A 16,900-nucleotide genomic window follows, 5' to 3' on the forward strand; every position below is an offset into this window, starting at 1 on the left:
TTAGCGGGGGCGGTGGATATGCGCGCTTTGGACAATACCGAAAGCGGCCATCAGTACCAGCATGGCTGATCCTCCATAACTGACCATTGGCAGCGGTACGCCCACAACCGGGGCCAGTCCCATCACCATCGACATGTTGACTGCGAAGAACAGGAAGAAGTTCAGCGCAATCCCCAGCACCACTAGGGACGAGAACCGATCTTTGGTCGACAGCGCAGTGACCATGCAAAAAATCAGGATCAGCGCATAGAGCACCAACAGGGTGATCCCGCCGACAAAGCCGAACTCTTCAGCCAGTGTGGTGAAGATGAAATCGGTATGCTTCTCGGGCAGGAAATTCAGGCGCGACTGGGTGCCTTGCATGAATCCCCGACCGTTCCATCCGCCCGAACCCAAAGCGATTTTTGATTGGGTGATGTGATAGCCCGCGCCTAAAGGGTCGGTGGAGGGATCCAGAAACGTATCAATGCGGCGGAACTGATAGTCTTTCAGCAACTGCCACTCGGTCCCCCGACTGTTGAACACGGTCGCAATCAGGCCAACGACCGCCGCGATCACAGCGGCGAAGTAGGCCCAGTGCACACCAGCCAGAAACATCAATCCACCACCGGCGGCCAATAGAAGGATCGAGGTTCCAAGGTCCGGTTGCCGCAAAACCATGAAAGTCGGGATCAGGATCAGGATCACCGGTAGGATCACCCAAAGCGGGCGCGAGGTTTTGTGCGACGGCAGCCAGTCATAGTAGGCCGCCAGCAGCATGACCAGTGTGACTTTCATGACCTCTGAGGGTTGCAGCCGCATGAACCCCAGATCGATCCAGCGTTGCGCACCCATGCCAACCGTGCCGAACAACTCAACAAAAACCAGCAGCGCAATAGCACCCAGATAGGCCAGCACTGACATGTTGCGCCAGAACCAGATCGGCACAAGTGCGACGATGAACATGACCGTGAGGCCCAGACCAAACCGCTCCATCTGAGGTTCGGCCCAAGGCAGCCATGATCCGCCAGCGACGGAATACAGCATCAGGAAGCCGGCACTGGCCGTGCTGATCAGCAACAGCGTCAGGGGCCAGTTCATGTATAGAAACTTGCGAAGCCCCGATGGCGTGGATTTGACGTTGTACTCAAGATAGCTCATGCGCGGTCTTTTTCGTCAGGACGCGCTTTGGGGCGGCGGTCGCCCTCAAGCCGTTTTTGCTGTTCCTTGATGCGGTCGCGGTCGGCAACCGGGTAGGCTTCAAGCGGCGGCGTGCCTTTGTAGAGCGCCTGCAGCATGATATCCCGCGCGACCGGGGCGGCAGCTTTTGATCCACCGCCGCCATGTTCCACCACCACGGCAATCGCGTATTTGGGGTTGTCATAGGGTGCAAAGCTGACGAACAGGGCGTGATCGCGCCGCTCCCATGGCAGGTCTTCGTTGCGGATCACGCCAGCGGCCCGTTCGGCCTTGGTGATATTGCGGACCTGGCTGGTGCCGGTCTTGCCCGCCATACGCAGATCATCCGCGATGATCCGGCTGCGATAGGCCGTGCCGCGCCGGTCGTTCGACACCGACCACATCGCCTCGCGAATGTAGCGCAGGTTGGTGGGGCTGATCGGCAGCGGTTCGCCCGCGCCCGAGGGCTGTTCAACCCCGTTGATCGACCGTACCAGTCGGGGCGCAACGGCGCGTCCAGTGGCGATCCTTGCGGTCATAACGGCCAGTTGCATGGGCGAAGCGAGCATGAAGCCCTGCCCGATGGACGCGTTGGCCGTATCACCGATCAGCCATTCCTCGCCATGGACCCGCTGTTTCCATGCCTGATTGGGCGCCAGCCCGGCGCGCACGGCAGACATTGGAATGTCATGCTTGATCCCCAAACCAAGGATGTTGGACATCTCAGAAATTTTGTCGATCCCGACCTTGATCGCCACGTCGTAGTAATACACGTCGCAGCTGCGTTTCAGAGATGTATTCAAGTCCACCATTCCGTGCCCGCCGCGTTTCCAGCAGTGGAAGCGGCGGCTGCCGACTTTTAGGTGACCGGGGCAATAGACCGTATTTCCGGGGCCTACGACACCAGCTTCTAGTGCGGCCAGTGCGGTGACCATCTTGAAGGTCGACCCCGGCGGATAAGTGCCCTGAACTGTCTTGTTGGCCAGCGGGCGATACTTGTCCTGTGTCAGGAACTGATAATCTGCGACTGAGATGCCGCGCACAAAAAGGTTGGGGTCAAAACTGGGGGCTGAGGCCATGGCGCGCAGATCGCCGGTTTCGCAATCGATGACAACAGCGGCGGCGCTTTCCCCGGCCAGCCGGGCCTGTGCGTATTGTTGCAGGTCTGCGTCGACGGACAATTGCAGGTCGGCACCCGGCTGACCCTCCTGCCGATCCAACTCGCGCATGACACGGCCCGTCGCGTTGACCTCAACCCGTTTGGACCCGGCCCGACCACGCAGCGAGATCTCCTGTTTTGCCTCCAATCCGACCTTGCCGATCTGGAACCGGGGGATGCGCAGCACCGGTTCGGGGTCTTCGATCTGGCTGAGGTCATAGTCACTGACCGGGCCAACATAACCGACGATATGGGCGAAATCCTCGTATCTGGGATATTGCCGGGTCGAGCCCACCTCGGGTGTCACGCCAGGAAGGGCAGGTGCGTTCACCGCGACCTTCGAGATGTCCTCCCACGTCACCTGATCCGCCAGAGTAACTGGCAAGAACGGAGCCGAGCGGCGTATCTCAGTCTTGGCGCGCTCGATCTCGTCCTCGGTCAATGGGATCAAGTTGGATAGTTTGGCGATCACCTTGTCCAGATCACCTGCGTCTTCGGGAACGATAACGATGCGATATGATGGCGTGTTTTGCCCGATGATCTGACCGTTGCGGTCATAGATTCGGCCACGTGTCGGTGGGATCAGGCGGAGGTTGATGCGGTTTTCTTCAGCCAAAAGCCGGTACTGATCGGCCTGTTCGACTTGCATGAACCGCATTCGCGCGGCCAGCCCGCCGACGAAGGCGGCCTGCAACCCGCCCAAAATCAAGGCTCGGCGTGGGAGGCGTTTATAGGCGAGGCCTTGCGCCTTGGGATTGCGTTGCTTCATGCCCGCGCCCCCGCAACACTTGCATCCGCTGCTGATACCCTGCGTACGCCGAACACGGATTGGCTGAGAAGGACGATCACAGGATAGGCTGCTATCGTCACGATCAACTGGAACAAAACGGACCCGAAGGCTGCTTGGTCGATCGACACGATCGCCAAGATAATACGATTGCCGAGAAAGACTGCGGCAGTGACCACGCTAACGGATATCCATTCACCGACGAACCCAGCATCTCGCATGCTCGACGCGGCCCCGTGCAGATAGGCGGCGCCAAGCACGACCAAAGCCGCCAGCAACCCTGGAGGTCGTTGCAACAACAGATCGGCCATCAGCATCGCAGCGGCAATCAACAAGGTTGGAACATATTCCGGGCGGCGCAGCACCCAGGCAAAGGTCAGCGCGATTATCATGTCGGGAAAAGGCCAGCGATCCGGCTGTGCGTTCAGTGGCAGCAGGTGCAGGAAAAGAACAAGAAACGCTATCAGGACATAAAGCCCGCGCATGGCCCAGTTGTAAGAGGCGGGTCTATCCATCGCCGGCTTCCCCGGATGTTAGGGCCGCTTCGGGCTGTGTTGGCCCGACAACAGTGCCGGGATCCCGAATGGTCGGGGCTGCGTTGAAGCGTAGAACGCGAAGAAACTCCAACCGTTCGAAATCGGCGGACAGGCGCACGCGCAAGCGGCCCCCCGGGTCCTCCGCGATTTGCCCGATCAGTAGTCCGGCCGGGAAAACGCCTCCGTCCCCCGACGTAGTCACTCGGTCCCCGGGTCGCACAAGTTCCCGGTTTTCCAGAAACTCGACGGCAGGAGCGGGGGTGTTGTCACCCGCAATCAAGGCTGTTTGCCCAGAAGGCTGGATGGTCGCCGGTATCGCGCTGGACGCATCGGTCAGCAAAATGACCCGCGCAGTATCAGGCCCCACGCCCGAGATGCGGCCCACCAGCCCAATCCCGTCCATCGAGGCCCAGCCATCAACGATTCCGTCCCGGGCGCCCACGTTCAAAAGAACCGATTGCCGAAACGGAGAGCCGCTGTCGGCCATGACAACGCCGGTTATGTAAGTCAGGCGCGGATCAAGACGCACATTGTTCAGATCCAAAAGGCGCGCGTTTTCCTGCTCCAATTGCAGCGCGGCCTCTTTCCACGCCCGCATCAGGCGCAATTCGCTGCGCAGCTCTTGATTTTGTTCGCTGAGGCTTTGGTAGCTTTGAAAGTCACGAACAAGATTGACCGTTGCCGTGACCGGGACCATCGCCCATTCCATTGATGGGACAACAGCGTCCACCACCTGTGCGCGGAACCGTTCGACCCTTGGGCTGTCAATGCGCCAGACAATGAAAATGCCCAGCAGGCACAGTACGACAATCCCCAGCAACAGTCGGCGCAGCGGGGCCGTGTAGTCATCGCGCTGTGATCGGTCTTTTGCCACAGGTTACCTTCCCGTGCTGCTCGTGCCGAATTCACCCAATGCTCAAAGGGTGCGCGCCTTAGCTTTCGTAGTCAATCGCGTGGCGCAGCTGTTTTTCGTATTCTAGCGCTTTGCCGGTGCCCAAAGCCACACAATTCAGGCTTTCATCGGCGATCGACACCGCCAGACCGGTCTGTTCGCGCAGCGCCAGATCAAGATCGCCCAACAAAGCACCCCCACCCGTCAGCATTACGCCCCGGTCCACAATGTCCGCTGCCAGATCGGGCGGCGTGGTTTCCAAGGCGGTCATCACGGCCTCACAGATGGCCTGCACAGGTTCTGACAGCGCTTCTGCAACCTGAGCCTGGCTGATCTCGATTTCCTTGGGAACGCCGTTCAACAGGTCGCGACCGCGGATATGCATCGACTGGCCGCGGCCATCGTCGGGCATGCGCGCGGTGCCGATTGTGGTCTTGATCCGTTCAGCTGTGGATTCACCCACCAACAGGTTTTGCTGGCGGCGCAGGTACGAGATGATGGCCTCATCCATGCGGTCTCCGCCCACGCGGACCGAACGGGCGTATACGATGTCACCTAGCGATAGAACAGCGACCTCGGTGGTACCGCCACCGATATCTACGACCATGTTTCCGGTCGGATCTGTGATCGGCATCCCAGCACCAATCGCCGCCGCAATCGGCTCGGCAATCAGACCGGCGCGGCGCGCACCGGCAGACAGAACCGACTGACGGATCGCACGTTTTTCAACCGGAGTCGCGCCATGGGGGACGCAGACGATGATCTTGGGTTTAGAGAATGTCGAGCGTTTGTGCACTTTGCGAATGAAGTGCTTGATCATTTCTTCAGCGGTGTCGAAATCGGCGATCACACCTTCGCGCATCGGGCGGATGGCCTCGATCGAACCGGGGGTCCGGCCCAGCATCAGCTTGGCGTCTTCGCCAACGGCCAGAACCTTTTTGACCCCGTCCTTGACGTGGTAGGCAACAACGGAGGGCTCAGACAGGATCACACCGCGACCCTTGACATAAACCAGCGTGTTCGCTGTCCCAAGGTCGATGGCCATGTCCGAAGTGAACAGGCCGCCCAGATTGCCTAAGATCCCCATGTTTCCCCTGATCCTGTATGTCAGTTTTTCTACTGCCCGCGACTCGACGGTTCCGGGACGGATGACTTATAGGGTGCCAACTCGCCCGGTAAAAGGGCTGATTCCGCGACAATCAGCACCTTTTCGCCTCATTGATAGGGACTTTAGAAGGCAAAATGCTCTCATATCAACATATTTACCACGCTGGAAATCTGGCTGATGTACAAAAGCACGCTTTGTTGGCGTGGGTGCTGCAATATCTGACCCGCAAGGACAAGCCGATCAGCTATATCGAAACGCATTCCGGGCGCGGTCTGTACAAGTTGGACGCGGAAGAAGCGGTTCGAACCGGCGAAGCAGCAGCCGGGATCGAGCGTGCTCGGCGTGAGGCATGGTTCGGGGCTGATCATCCGATGACCCAGGTGCTGCAGACGACACAGGCGCGACATGGTGCGCCGGCCTATCCCGGGTCACCCTTGATCGCGGCGCAACTGCTGAGGGATCAGGACGCGCTGCATTTCGCAGAGATGCACCCGCAGGAGTTTGCGGCCCTGTCTTTGACAGTGTCATCTTATGGGGCGAAGACCTATCAGCAGGATGGATTTGAACTGGCGCAATCCCTGCTGCCGCCGACCCCGCGGCGTGGGCTGATGCTGATTGATCCCAGCTACGAGGTGAAAGCCGACTATGCACGCCTGCCGGGGCTCATCACTAAATTCCATCGCAAATGGAATGTGGGTGTAATCGCCTTGTGGTACCCGATCCTGACCGATGGGCGCCACGCTTCCATGATCGAGGCGCTAAGGTCGCAAAACTACCCGAAGACCGTGTTTCACGAAGTGAGATTTCCACCCGCACGCGAGGGGCACCGGATGGTCGGTTCAGGGATGTTCATCCTGAACGCACCGTTTGGGATTGAGCGAGAGATGGCTCGCCTTTCACATCGGTTCGCGTCTCTTTAGACGCAAGGGTGGTGCGCTGCGAAGCGCTTTGTTGCGACGATTGCCTCAAACGGTGTTACACCCTGCACGGTGCAATGCGTCAGCTTGGTTCGATCTGCCTCATGCCATTCGCATAAACCTGTTTCCATTTGATGATCGAGTAAGACTTTCTGAGACCTGTCGACCAAAATGGATCTTCGTGAACGAGTTGATCTACATCACTCTCTGAGCTCGCCTCAACGATCCACAAACCATCGCGCCCTTGCTCGTTTGTATCTGACAAAGGGCCGGCTGCTTCGATCTTGTCGGAGTTCCACTCAAGAAAATCCAGATGCTTTGACATATGTGTTTTACGTATGTTGGGGTCGGCATCAGGCGCATCTTCAAATAGGATGATGAATTTCATTTTGTACCTCCACTGAATTGTGTGCCCAAAAGACTGCCACATCAAAACCGAAGGTTGAGCCAGTAAAAATGACAGCTTAACCTGCAAAAATGCAGGATCATGATTGGAACGATCTCAAGTATCTTCTGGCCCTTCGCCGCGAAGGAAAGCTTGCACGCGCAGGACGCGCGCTCGGTGTCAGCGAAACGACGGTTGCCCGCAGGATCAAGGCTCTGGAGCAGGCGCTAGAAACCAATTTGTTCTTGCGCAGTGCCAACGGACAATACGAACCGACAGATGCGGCGCTGCAAATCCTGACACATGCGGAATCCATCGAGGTAGAGAATGTCGCAATCGGAGAAATGTCAGGTGATAACGGGCGCAATCTCACGGGTAGCGTCCGCATCAGTTCGGTGCCGTTTATCGTGAACCATTTGTTGGTGCCTAGCATAGCCGCCTTGGGACGTTTGCACCCGTGCCTAACCGTTGAGTTGGTTCCAACTTCTGACAACTTGGATCTGTCCAAGCGCGAGGCCGATCTTGCGGTGCGTTTCGCGCGCCCGCATGCAGGAGGATTGCGAACCAAAGCGCAAAAACTGGGCGAGTTATCATTCGCAGCCTACGCAGCAAGCTCCCTCTCATCGACCCGAGATAGTGATCTGGGTTGGATCACCTATGACGACGCACATTTGAATTTACCGCAGGCACGTTGGCTCGAAAACGCTGCGAAGTCCTCCAATATGCGTGCCAATCTGAAGATCGTCGATATCGAGACCGGGATGCAGGCTGTTGCGGCGGGGATTGGGAAAACGTTGCTTCCAAGTGCGATTGTCTCTAACGATCCGCGATTTCGAGAAGTAGAACTGGATGGTGGCGCTAGACCCCCAACTCGGGAAATCTGGTTGCTGTCACATGTCGATCAGGCTTCCAGACTATCAATCAACGCGGCCAAAGACTGGCTTGGCAATTTAGACTGGGTTTAATGAGCGACGCACGAGGCGTCGCTCATTCGTTTCGTAGCAGAGGGGCCCCACGGGTGCGGGAGCTCCATGTTTGGAAGACTTTGCTCAGGTCAGGTCTTTATAGCTGATCTCGCGCGCATCAGCACCCGGGCCGGCTTTTTCCCGACGGACGATCAAACGGTTCAAGGCGTGGATATAGGCCTTGGCTGAGGCCACGACCGTATCAGTATCCGCTGATTGGCCCGTGGCGATCATGCCATCTTCTTCCAAACGTACCGAAACCGTCGCCTGTGCGTCTGTCCCTTCGGTCACCGCATGCACCTGGTAGAGTTGCAGGCGGGCTGTGTTCGGGTGGATCGCGCGGATGGCCTTGAACGCGGCATCAACCGGGCCATCGCCATGCTCGGTTGCGATGATGTCCTTGCCATCCATTTCCAGCTCGACCGTCGCTTCGGCTTGCCCGCCGGTACCGCAGGTGACTTTCATCGACACCAGCTGCAGATGGTCATCCGCCTCATCCAGGGTCATCAGGGCGATCAGGTCATCGTCGAACACCTCTTTCTTGCGGTCGGCCAGATCTTTGAACCGTACAAAAATATCGCGCAATTGATTGTCGCCAACCTCGAAGCCCAGCGTTTCCAGCTTGTCGCGCAGCGCGGCACGACCCGAATGTTTGCCCAAGGGCAAAGAGGTGCCCGACAGGCCGATATCCTCGGGGCGCATGATCTCAAAGTTTTCGCGGTTCTTCAGCATCCCGTCCTGATGGATGCCGCTTTCATGCGCGAAGGCGTTCTTGCCGACGATGGCTTTGTTGAACTGCACGTTGAAGCCGGACACCGTCGCCACACGACGCGAGATATGCATGATCTTGGTAGTGTCGATGCCAGTGTGCCAGGGCATGATGTCATTGCGGGTGCGCAGGGCCATCACGACCTCTTCCAAGGCTGTATTGCCTGCGCGTTCGCCCAGACCGTTTATGGTGCATTCAATTTGACGCGCGCCACCGGCGACAGCGGCCAAAGAGTTCGCGGTCGCCATGCCAAGGTCATTGTGGCAATGGGTGGCAAACACCACCTCATCCGCGCCGGGTACTGTCTCGATCAGGCGTTTGATAAGGTCAGCGCTTTCGACCGGAGCGGTATAGCCCACGGTATCGGGGATGTTGATTGTTGTAGCCCCGGCCTTGATCGCAATCTCAATCACTCGGCACAGGTAGTCCCATTCGGTCCGGGTGGCATCCATCGGTGACCACTGCACGTTTTCACACAGATTGCGCGCGTGGCTGACCGTTTCGTGGATCTTATCCGCCATTTCATCCATGGTCAGATTTGGAATGGCGCGGTGCAGCGGCGAGGTGCCGATAAAGGTGTGAATGCGGTTCTGTTTGGCGTGTTTCACCGCCTCCCAACAGCGGTCGATATCGGCGAAATTGGCACGGGCCAGGCCGCAGATGCGGCTGTTTTTCGACCTTTGGGCAATCTCGGACACCGCTTTAAAATCGCCTTCGGATGCGATTGGGAAACCGGCTTCGATGATGTCGACGCCCATCTCGTCCAGCAGTTCAGCAATTTCCAGCTTTTCATCATGGGTCATGGTTGCGCCGGGGCTCTGCTCGCCGTCGCGCAAAGTGGTATCGAAGATCAAGACACGGTCTTGGTCGGTCACGTTGGTCATGGGATTCTCTTTCTTCTTCTGTCCTAAAGCCTATGGCGCGCTGGCGTCCTCCTCTGAGCGGGCGCGCCGGATGGCACGCTCAGAGGCGGATTAGGATCAGTAGGCCACGCAGCGAGGCACCACGAAGGGCGGTGTCGGCAACAAGGATATCTGCGCGGTTGATCATGGGATCAGGTTATACAGAGCACGCGGCGAATGAAAAGAACCAAAATTAGGGTGGGGGCGATTTGATCGTTTTATTGACCTCAGGGGCCAAACCGCTAGGTCGCCCAATATGAAAACGGCTTTGATCATTGGCGCATCAGGTGGAATTGGCAGCGCGCTGAGACATCAGCTTACCGCGCAGCAGGTGGCGGTGACAGGATTGTCGCGGTCAGGTGACGGGTTCGATCTGACTGAGCCCGAGGCAGCCTTGAAAACACTTGATGCTTTTCAATATCCATTCGATTTGGTTTTGGTCGCGTCTGGAGCCTTAGAAATCAATGGCGCGCAGCCTGAAAAGACCATGCGCGCGGTGACAGCACAGGCCATGATGGATCAGTTCGCCTTGAACGCGGTTGGACCGGCATTGGTTTTGAGCCGGGCGCATAAGCTGCTGACTCGAAACAGGCCGTCAGTGATTGCGGTGCTTTCGGCGCGGGTTGGTTCGATCGGGGATAATCGCATGGGCGGCTGGGTCAGCTATCGCGCGTCCAAAGCGGCGGTTAATCAGGTGGTTCACACAGCCTCGATTGAACTGGCCCGAACGCATAAGCAAGCGATCTGCGTCGCGCTGCATCCCGGCACCGTTAAAACAGCGTTTACACGGAAATATCTTGGCCGCCATCCCGCTGTTGAGCCGGATAGAGCTGCCAAAAACCTTCTGAGCGTGATTGACGGGCTGACGCCCGAAGACACAGGCGGGTTCTTCGACTGGTCAGGTGCGCGCGTACCGTGGTAGCAGCTTAGTTGTCTGCAGGCGCTTCGGGGTTTTCACCGTCTGAAGCAGGCTCTTGCGCGTTTGTTTCTTCGCTACCGGTTTCAGGGGTCTCTTCGGACGACAGGGCATCATTGTCCCAGACACCCGCTTCTTCCTGCCCATTGGCATAGCGCATTGTGCCCTGACCCTGGCGCTTGTTCTCAAAAAACCCGCCCTCGTAGACATCGCCCGAGGGGTAGGTTGCCACGCCAACGCCGGTGATCTTTCCGTCAGCCCAATCGCCCGTATAGGTAAATCCGCTGGGCGCGGTAATCGTCCCTTTGCCGTGGCGTGCGCCGTTGATGAAGTCGCCGTCGTACACCGTGCCATCGGCAAAGGTAGATTTCCCTTTGCCCTGACGGACACCATCGACCCACTCACCTTCGTACCGATACCCATTGGCGAAGGTGACCGTGCCGGTTCCATGGCTCACCGCATTGCGGAACTGGCCGGTGTAAACCGTTCCGTTGGGATAGGTCGCAGTACCGGTTCCCTCAAACACTCCCGCGATCCATTCTCCGTCATAGACGGTCCCGTCCGCATAGGTGCTTTGGCCCTTGCCATGCGGCAGGTCGGCGCTGAGCGCACCGATATAGGCCGAGCCGTCGGGGTAGGTGATCTCACCAAATCCTTCGATCTGACCCTCGGACCACTCGCCGGTATAGCGGTAGCCATCAGTCCCGATGAAGGTGCCTTTGCCATGGCGGCGGTCGTCTTGATAGTCGCCTTCATAGACATTGCCATTGGCATAGGTCTCTTTGCCTTTGCCTTGACGGCGACCTTCGGCGACCTCGCCTTCATAAACATCACCGTTGGCCAGTGTCAGCCGCCCGGTTCCGGTCATCAGGTTCTGAACCCACTGCCCGTCATATTCCAACCCATCCGATTGGACCAAACGGCCTTGCCCGTGGCGTTGGCCTTGCTGCACATCGCCCTCATACACCGACCCATCGGGATAAGTGATCCGCGCCGCGCCCTGCTGTGCGCCGTCGACCCAATCCCCGTCATAGATATAGCCATTAGGGTCAGTGCGAGTGCCTTTGCCGTGATGGCGGGCGTTCTGAAACCCGCCTTCATACCGCACGCCATTGGCATATTCAGCAATGCCTGAGCCGTTGATTGCACCGTTAAGCCATTCACCTTCGTAGGTCCCGCCATCGGCATAGCTGATTTTGCCCTGGCCTTCGGGCTGTCCTTTGGCGAATTGGCCCTCATAAACAGACCCGTTGGCGAAGCGGGCCGTGCCTTGGCCCTGAATTTCGCCCTCGACCCACTGACCGGAATACTCAAACCCGTCCGGCAACCGGTATGTGCCTGTGCCGTGGCGCAACCCGTTTTCAAACGTGCCCTCATAGACCCCGCCAAGTTCGTCATCTTTGACGATCACAGTACCATCCTGGGCCCATGCCGCCGTGATCGACAGGCACAGAATCCCGGCTGTGAGAGAATTGCGGATCAGCTTCATGGTTTGTCCTGCCTGCCCGATCGTCGGTTTCATATGCGTTTGGGCAAAAATAGGGGACCGCACAGATCAGAGCAACGGCTTTTGAGCCATTGGTCTTCCACTCGCGCAATGATCTGCTAAATGCAGTAGGACTGGCGAAGGCAAGAGGGCAGCATGGCCGACCGTTTCCGTATCACACTGGCGCAACTCAACCCTGTTGTGGGCGATCTTGAGGGCAACGCAGCCAAGGCGTTTGCGGCTTGGGAACAAGGTCGCGAGGCCGGAGCTGATCTGGTCGCGCTACCCGAGATGTTCATCACCGGATACAACACGCAGGACCTGATCATGAAGCGGGTGTTCCACCGTGTGGCCATGGCTGCGGTTGAGGAACTGGCCAAGCAATGCGCCGACGGCCCGGCACTGGCCATCGGCGGTCCTTGGGCCGAGGATGACAGCCTGTTCAACGCCTATCTGATCCTCAAGGGCGGGCGGATCACCAGTAAAGTGCTGAAACATCACCTGCCCAATGAAACGGTGTTTGACGAGGTTCGTCTGTACGATTCAGGCCCTTTGGGTGGGCCGTATTCGGTTGGCAACTCGCGCATCGGCAGCCCGATCTGTGAAGATAGCTGGCACCCGGATGTTGCCGAAACGCTCGAAGAAACCGGGGCTGAGTTTCTGCTAATCCCCAATGGATCGCCCTACTTCCGCGACAAATACGATGTGCGCTTGAACCATATGGTCGCGCGGGTGGTCGAGACAGGTCTGCCGCTGATTTACTTGAATATGGTCGGCGGGCAGGACGATCAGGTGTTCGATGGGGCTACATTTGGCCTGAATCCGGGTGGAGAACTGGCGTTTCGCATGCCGGTTTTTGATGAAACGGTGACTCATGTGGATCTGGAGCGTGGCGATGACGGTTGGCGGATTGTTCCTGCCGAAATCGTGCCGCAGCCCGATGCGTGGGAGCAGGACTATCGCGCCATGGTGGAATCCTTGCGTGATTACATGGGGAAAACCGGTTTCAAAAAGGCGTTGCTGGGCCTGTCAGGTGGTGTGGATTCTGCCCTTGTTGCAGCGATTGCGGTGGACGCGATAGGGGCCGAGAATGTGCGCTGCGTGATGCTGCCATCGGAATACACCAGCCAGGCATCTCTTGATGATGCTGAGGCGGTCGCAAAAGCGCTGGGCGTTCACTATGACTTTGTTCCGATCTCGGACAGTCGCGCTGCCGTGACGGATACACTCGCCCCATTGTTCGTGGGGCATGAGGTTGATTTAACAGAAGAAAACATCCAGTCTCGCCTGCGCGGTGTGTTGCTGATGGCGATCTCGAACAAGTTTGGCGAGATGTTGCTGACCACGGGCAACAAATCTGAAGTCGCGGTGGGCTATGCCACGATCTATGGCGACATGAATGGCGGTTATAACCCGATCAAGGACCTGTACAAAACCCGCGTGTTTGAAACCTGCCGCTGGCGCAATGCCAATCATCGCAATTGGATGAAGGGACCCGAAGGTGAGGTCATTCGCCCTTCGGTCATCGATAAACCTCCAAGCGCTGAGCTGCGAAAAGATCAGAAAGACAGCGACAGCCTGCCGGATTATCCCGTGCTGGACGGCATACTTGATATTCTTGTGGATCAGGATGGATCTATCGCCGATTGCGTTGCCGCAGGATATGATGAACAGGATGCGCGCAAGGTTGAACATCTGGTCTACATCAGCGAATACAAGCGTTTCCAATCCGCCCCTGGCACGCGTTTGACCAGCCGCGCATTCTGGTTGGACAGACGGTACCCAATTGTGAATCGCTGGCGGGATCGTGGTTAAGCGCTGCGGTTTCTGAATTTGGAAACAGTAACTCCTCAATGCCGCAACCGTTTCCACAAATCGAATAAATCCAAGCAGTTTCAAGCGACTCTGCCGATGTCAGCGCTTGTTTGACTGACATTTTTCTGCCACATTTATGCTTAGAAGTTGCCTCATATGGGGCGGATGTGACGCATTGCTGTAGAGTTCGCAGTTTTCGACAAGTGTTTTGTCTGTGTGGTGCATCCGGGGTTGGATGTCTGAGTTAATGGTGTGGTGTTAACATGTACGAGGAATACGATAAGTCTCTGCACAAGCCGTGGCAGTACAGAACGATGGAATCTCCGGCGCAGGAGCTGGATGAGGTAAAGCTAGACGCAGCAATTGCCGATCTGATCGGCAAGCAGAAGGCGGAACCCTCGCAGCGCCTAGAGTTCCCTGACCTGAAGTCGCAGCCAGAAATTTCTGCTAAGGACACTGCCAAAGACGGTGGATTGTCCGGGACATTGCGCCAGAAATGGGCTGAACTGTCCGGCGCAGCTTAAACGCTGCTAAATCTATCACGCACTTGGCCTGCTGGCACCTTTGCCACAGGATTGCACTATCGGTTTGATAGCTACTGATTTCCGTTGTCAGAGCATTCCTCTCTGGCATCTTGAGGGCTCGTATATCGTAAGAACGAGTCATTGATGCCAGGCCCAAAGCCAACTCCATTTGAACCTGATCTTTCGATGCCAAAAACTGTTGATGTTGTCGTGATCGGCGGCGGCATTATTGGCGCGTCCACCGCGTTGGAACTGGCCGAACGTGGAGTTTCGGTTTTGCTGTGCGAAAAAGGTCAGATTGCGGGGGAACAAAGCTCTCGCAATTGGGGTTGGGTTCGGCTTGGCATGCGTGACCCGCGTGAGATTCCGTTGATGCAAGAGGCTTTGCGCATCTGGCCGAATCTGGATGCGCGCATTGGGCGACCGACTGGCTACACACAGGCAGGCATCCTGTTCGGAGCGTCTGGAGCGCGGGACGCGGGCAATCTGGAACGCTGGTTGCGCAACGTTGACGGGCTGCAGACCGGGGCACGGATGGTTTCAGGACCTGAACTGGCAGAGCTGCTGCACGGGCAAGAAACCGACTTGAAATGCGCGCTATACATGCCGCAGGACGGGCGCGCGGAACCACAGCTTGCGGCCCCTGCGATTGCCGAAGGTGCGCGAGACAAAGGCGCTGCGGTGATGACCAATTGTGCTGTTCGCAGTCTTGATCTGCAGGATGGTCGGATCACGGGTGTATTTACCGAACGCGGGCGCGTTGCATGCAACCAGGTGGTGCTGGCAGGTGGGGCGTGGTCGCGGCTGTTTGCAGGCAATGCCGGGATCGATTTGCCGCAGCTAAAAGTCCTGAACACCGTCATGCGCAGTTCGCCTGTTGAGGATGGTCCCGAAGCTGCGCTTTGGTCAGATGATTTTGCCATCCGAAAGCGCGCGGATGGGGGATACACCATCGCGTCGGGCCATGAAAACACCTATGACATTGTGCCCGATAGCTTCCGGCTGGCGTTGCAGTTTCTGCCAGCGTTTGTTCAGGAATGGAGGTCGTTGCGCTTTCGGCTGTCTGGCCGTTGGAAGGTTGAAGCCGCGCAAGATCGGAAATGGCTACCCACCGATGTCACCCCTTTCGAGCATTGCAGGGTTCTGGACCCAGAGCCATCGCAGAAGGTTCTGCGCAATGCCTGGGCCAACGCCACTGAAGGATTCCCTGCCCTTCACAAGGCAGAAATCGTGCAAAGCTGGGCTGGGTTAATCGATGTTACACCAGATGCGATTCCGGTGATTTCCAAAGCGGATAACGTCGCTGGATTGGTCATTGCCACAGGGTTTTCGGGGCATGGCTTTGGGATTGGACCGGGGGCCGGGCGTTTGGCGGCCGATCTGGTAACCCAGTGTGCGTCCTGCGTGGACCCGGCCGCTTTTCGCTTGTCGCGGTTCAGCGATGGTTCAAAAGTGCGGCCGGACCCAGGTTATTGAGCGCTTAGCCCATCATCTGATAGCTGACCGGAACAAAGCGGAAGCCGTCGCCACGTGTCTCCACGAAACCGGCAGCGGGGAAGGGCATGTGATAGCCGATCATCGGTACCTTGTCGGCGGCCAGCAGGCCCAAAATCTTACGACGTGATTCCGTTGCGGCAGCTTTGTCCATGTCGAACCGAACTTCCCATTCGGGGTGCGCAAAGGACCAGACATAATGATTGGCAAGATCCGCTGTCAGGATAAGACGCTGGCCGTTACTTTCCAAGTGATAGACCATGTGACCGGGGGTATGTCCAAATGTCGCCATCGCCGTCACACCCGAGGCCACGTCACCGCCATCCTCGATGAAGGTCATCTTTTCTGCCAGAGGCGTGACTTTGGCAGAAACCAGATCGCCGACCCGGTTCCCGGCTTCCTGAGCGGACCAGAAGTCATACTCGGGTGCCGCGGTGACATAGCGCGCATTTGCGAATGTCGGCGCGTCATTCGTGGTCATACCACCGATATGGTCCGGGTGCATATGGGTCAGCACGACCACGTCAATCTGATCGGGCGTGACACCTGCATCTGCCAAAGCGGCCTGAATGCCGCCCTGACCAAGCCCGGTGTCGAACAGGATCAGTTCCGAACCTGTGTTCACCAGAGTCGGCGTGAAAAAGAATTGTGCCACGTCAGGCGAGATGAAGTTTTCGGCCGATACTTTCGCGAATTCCTCATCCGAGGCGCCGCCCCCGAAGATCTCCTGCGCGCCGTCGCGTGGCAGGCTGCCATCAAGCAGGGTTGTGACCGTAAAGTCGCCCAGCTGGAATGATCTTGCGATGGTCGAGTTCGCCTTTGTCTCGGCTCCGGCCGCAAAAAGTGGGGTCGCTGCGGATGCAAATGGAAGGGCTGCGGCGGCGCCAAGGGCCGCTCTGCGTGTCAAATTGATGGCCATTTCTTAGTCTCCCTGTCAGAATGCCAGCGAAAAAGGTAGTTCGCTTCGGATCGCGTGCCACTTTATACACCGGTACTTAGGCTCCAGACTCATTGATTTACAGCCAGAACAGTACGGTAGCTGCTAGAGCGATGGCCGAAAGGAATACCTTTGGGCATCTGTCATATC

General features: G+C 57.6%; 15 protein-coding genes. 6 read left to right on the forward strand and 9 right to left on the reverse strand.

From position 1 onward, the window contains the following. The 5 genes from rodA to ACR0JE_RS12645 are packed head-to-tail and all read right to left on the reverse strand — an operon-like array spanning position 1 to position 5,619. Positions 1–1,140, reverse strand: a complete 1,140-nt coding sequence (gene rodA / locus ACR0JE_RS12625) for a rod shape-determining protein RodA (RefSeq protein ID WP_480864386.1) — start codon at positions 1,138–1,140, stop codon at positions 1–3. After that, positions 1,137–3,086 carry a penicillin-binding protein 2 gene (gene mrdA / locus ACR0JE_RS12630; protein ID WP_480864387.1) on the reverse strand — a complete coding sequence of 650 codons (1,950 nt, stop codon included), beginning with the start codon at positions 3,084–3,086 and terminating at the stop codon, positions 1,137–1,139. Before mrdA ends, rodA begins: the two co-directional genes overlap by 4 nt. Next, the gene (locus tag ACR0JE_RS12635) at positions 3,083–3,619 is read right to left on the reverse strand and encodes a rod shape-determining protein MreD (RefSeq protein ID WP_480544315.1); all 537 of its coding nucleotides are present in this window, start codon (positions 3,617–3,619) and stop codon (positions 3,083–3,085) included. The genes mrdA and ACR0JE_RS12635 overlap by 4 nt, the downstream gene beginning before the upstream one ends. Beyond that, positions 3,612–4,514 (reverse strand): rod shape-determining protein MreC, encoded by a 903-nt coding sequence (gene mreC, locus ACR0JE_RS12640; protein WP_480548623.1) that lies wholly within the window; start codon positions 4,512–4,514, stop codon positions 3,612–3,614. The genes ACR0JE_RS12635 and mreC overlap by 8 nt, the downstream gene beginning before the upstream one ends. A gap of 58 nt (positions 4,515–4,572) precedes the next feature. Beyond that, positions 4,573–5,619 carry a rod shape-determining protein gene (locus tag ACR0JE_RS12645; protein WP_170535929.1) on the reverse strand — a complete coding sequence of 349 codons (1,047 nt, stop codon included), beginning with the start codon at positions 5,617–5,619 and terminating at the stop codon, positions 4,573–4,575. A 155-nt stretch (positions 5,620–5,774) separates the two neighbouring features. Here ACR0JE_RS12645 and ACR0JE_RS12650 point away from each other — a divergent pair, with 155 nt between their 5' ends. Next, on the forward strand, positions 5,775–6,560 hold the full coding sequence (locus ACR0JE_RS12650) for a 23S rRNA (adenine(2030)-N(6))-methyltransferase RlmJ (RefSeq protein ID WP_480544313.1): 786 nt from the start codon (positions 5,775–5,777) through the stop codon (positions 6,558–6,560). 79 nt (positions 6,561–6,639) lie between these two features. Here the strand turns inward: ACR0JE_RS12650 and ACR0JE_RS12655 are convergent, their stop codons facing one another. Further along, on the reverse strand, positions 6,640–6,945 hold the full coding sequence (locus tag ACR0JE_RS12655; RefSeq protein WP_480864388.1) for a YciI family protein: 306 nt from the start codon (positions 6,943–6,945) through the stop codon (positions 6,640–6,642). 89 nt (positions 6,946–7,034) lie between these two features. Between ACR0JE_RS12655 and ACR0JE_RS12660 the strand changes: the two genes are divergently transcribed. Further along, entirely contained in the window at positions 7,035–7,907 is an 873-nt protein-coding gene (locus tag ACR0JE_RS12660; protein WP_480864389.1) for a LysR family transcriptional regulator, read from the forward strand. Positions 7,908–7,991: 84 nt separating this feature from the next. Here ACR0JE_RS12660 and ACR0JE_RS12665 read toward each other — a convergent pair whose 3' ends face one another. Then, entirely contained in the window at positions 7,992–9,560 is a 1,569-nt protein-coding gene (locus ACR0JE_RS12665; RefSeq protein ID WP_480864390.1) for a 2-isopropylmalate synthase, read from the reverse strand. Positions 9,561–9,834: 274 nt separating this feature from the next. Between ACR0JE_RS12665 and ACR0JE_RS12670 the strand changes: the two genes are divergently transcribed. Further along, positions 9,835–10,500 (forward strand): SDR family NAD(P)-dependent oxidoreductase, encoded by a 666-nt coding sequence (locus ACR0JE_RS12670; protein ID WP_480864391.1) that lies wholly within the window; start codon positions 9,835–9,837, stop codon positions 10,498–10,500. A gap of 4 nt (positions 10,501–10,504) precedes the next feature. Here the strand turns inward: ACR0JE_RS12670 and ACR0JE_RS12675 are convergent, their stop codons facing one another. Next, positions 10,505–11,983 carry an MORN repeat-containing protein gene (locus tag ACR0JE_RS12675; protein WP_480864392.1) on the reverse strand — a complete coding sequence of 493 codons (1,479 nt, stop codon included), beginning with the start codon at positions 11,981–11,983 and terminating at the stop codon, positions 10,505–10,507. A gap of 153 nt (positions 11,984–12,136) precedes the next feature. On the opposite strand from ACR0JE_RS12675, the gene ACR0JE_RS12680 reads away from it, so the two are divergent. The 3 genes from ACR0JE_RS12680 to ACR0JE_RS12690 all read left to right on the forward strand — a co-directional run bounded on the left by ACR0JE_RS12680 (position 12,137) and on the right by ACR0JE_RS12690 (position 15,795). Next, positions 12,137–13,795 carry an NAD+ synthase gene (locus ACR0JE_RS12680; protein ID WP_480864393.1) on the forward strand — a complete coding sequence of 553 codons (1,659 nt, stop codon included), beginning with the start codon at positions 12,137–12,139 and terminating at the stop codon, positions 13,793–13,795. Between the two features lie 263 nt (positions 13,796–14,058). Next, positions 14,059–14,319, forward strand: coding sequence for a hypothetical protein (locus ACR0JE_RS12685; RefSeq protein WP_480864394.1), 261 nt, complete (start codon positions 14,059–14,061; stop codon positions 14,317–14,319). Between the two features lie 144 nt (positions 14,320–14,463). Beyond that, positions 14,464–15,795: an NAD(P)/FAD-dependent oxidoreductase gene (locus ACR0JE_RS12690; protein ID WP_480864395.1), complete on the forward strand. Its 1,332-nt coding sequence runs from the start codon at positions 14,464–14,466 to the stop codon at positions 15,793–15,795. Positions 15,796–15,799: 4 nt separating this feature from the next. Here ACR0JE_RS12690 and ACR0JE_RS12695 read toward each other — a convergent pair whose 3' ends face one another. Beyond that, the gene (locus tag ACR0JE_RS12695) at positions 15,800–16,732 is read right to left on the reverse strand and encodes an MBL fold metallo-hydrolase (protein WP_480548639.1); all 933 of its coding nucleotides are present in this window, start codon (positions 16,730–16,732) and stop codon (positions 15,800–15,802) included. Positions 16,733–16,900: the final 168 nt, after the last annotated feature.

This window comes from Ruegeria sp. H3 (genome assembly GCF_056533095.1).

What these genes read in the sequence shown, in the direction of transcription:
- rodA (WP_480864386.1), bottom strand. Translation starts at nt 1,140, where the DNA reads ATGAGCTATCTTGAGTACAACGTCAAATCCACGCCATCGGGGCTTCGC.
- mrdA (WP_480864387.1), bottom strand. Translation starts at nt 3,086, where the DNA reads ATGAAGCAACGCAATCCCAAGGCGCAAGGCCTCGCCTATAAACGCCTC.
- ACR0JE_RS12635 (WP_480544315.1), bottom strand. Translation starts at nt 3,619, where the DNA reads ATGGATAGACCCGCCTCTTACAACTGGGCCATGCGCGGGCTTTATGTC.
- ACR0JE_RS12645 (WP_170535929.1), bottom strand. Translation starts at nt 5,619, where the DNA reads ATGGGGATCTTAGGCAATCTGGGCGGCCTGTTCACTTCGGACATGGCC.
- ACR0JE_RS12650 (WP_480544313.1), top strand. Translation starts at nt 5,775, where the DNA reads ATGCTCTCATATCAACATATTTACCACGCTGGAAATCTGGCTGATGTA.
- ACR0JE_RS12655 (WP_480864388.1), bottom strand. Translation starts at nt 6,945, where the DNA reads ATGAAATTCATCATCCTATTTGAAGATGCGCCTGATGCCGACCCCAAC.
- ACR0JE_RS12660 (WP_480864389.1), top strand. Translation starts at nt 7,035, where the DNA reads ATGCAGGATCATGATTGGAACGATCTCAAGTATCTTCTGGCCCTTCGC.
- ACR0JE_RS12665 (WP_480864390.1), bottom strand. Translation starts at nt 9,560, where the DNA reads ATGACCAACGTGACCGACCAAGACCGTGTCTTGATCTTCGATACCACT.
- ACR0JE_RS12670 (WP_480864391.1), top strand. Translation starts at nt 9,835, where the DNA reads ATGAAAACGGCTTTGATCATTGGCGCATCAGGTGGAATTGGCAGCGCG.
- ACR0JE_RS12675 (WP_480864392.1), bottom strand. Translation starts at nt 11,983, where the DNA reads ATGAAGCTGATCCGCAATTCTCTCACAGCCGGGATTCTGTGCCTGTCG.
- ACR0JE_RS12680 (WP_480864393.1), top strand. Translation starts at nt 12,137, where the DNA reads ATGGCCGACCGTTTCCGTATCACACTGGCGCAACTCAACCCTGTTGTG.
- ACR0JE_RS12685 (WP_480864394.1), top strand. Translation starts at nt 14,059, where the DNA reads ATGTACGAGGAATACGATAAGTCTCTGCACAAGCCGTGGCAGTACAGA.
- ACR0JE_RS12690 (WP_480864395.1), top strand. Translation starts at nt 14,464, where the DNA reads ATGCCAGGCCCAAAGCCAACTCCATTTGAACCTGATCTTTCGATGCCA.
- ACR0JE_RS12695 (WP_480548639.1), bottom strand. Translation starts at nt 16,732, where the DNA reads ATGGCCATCAATTTGACACGCAGAGCGGCCCTTGGCGCCGCCGCAGCC.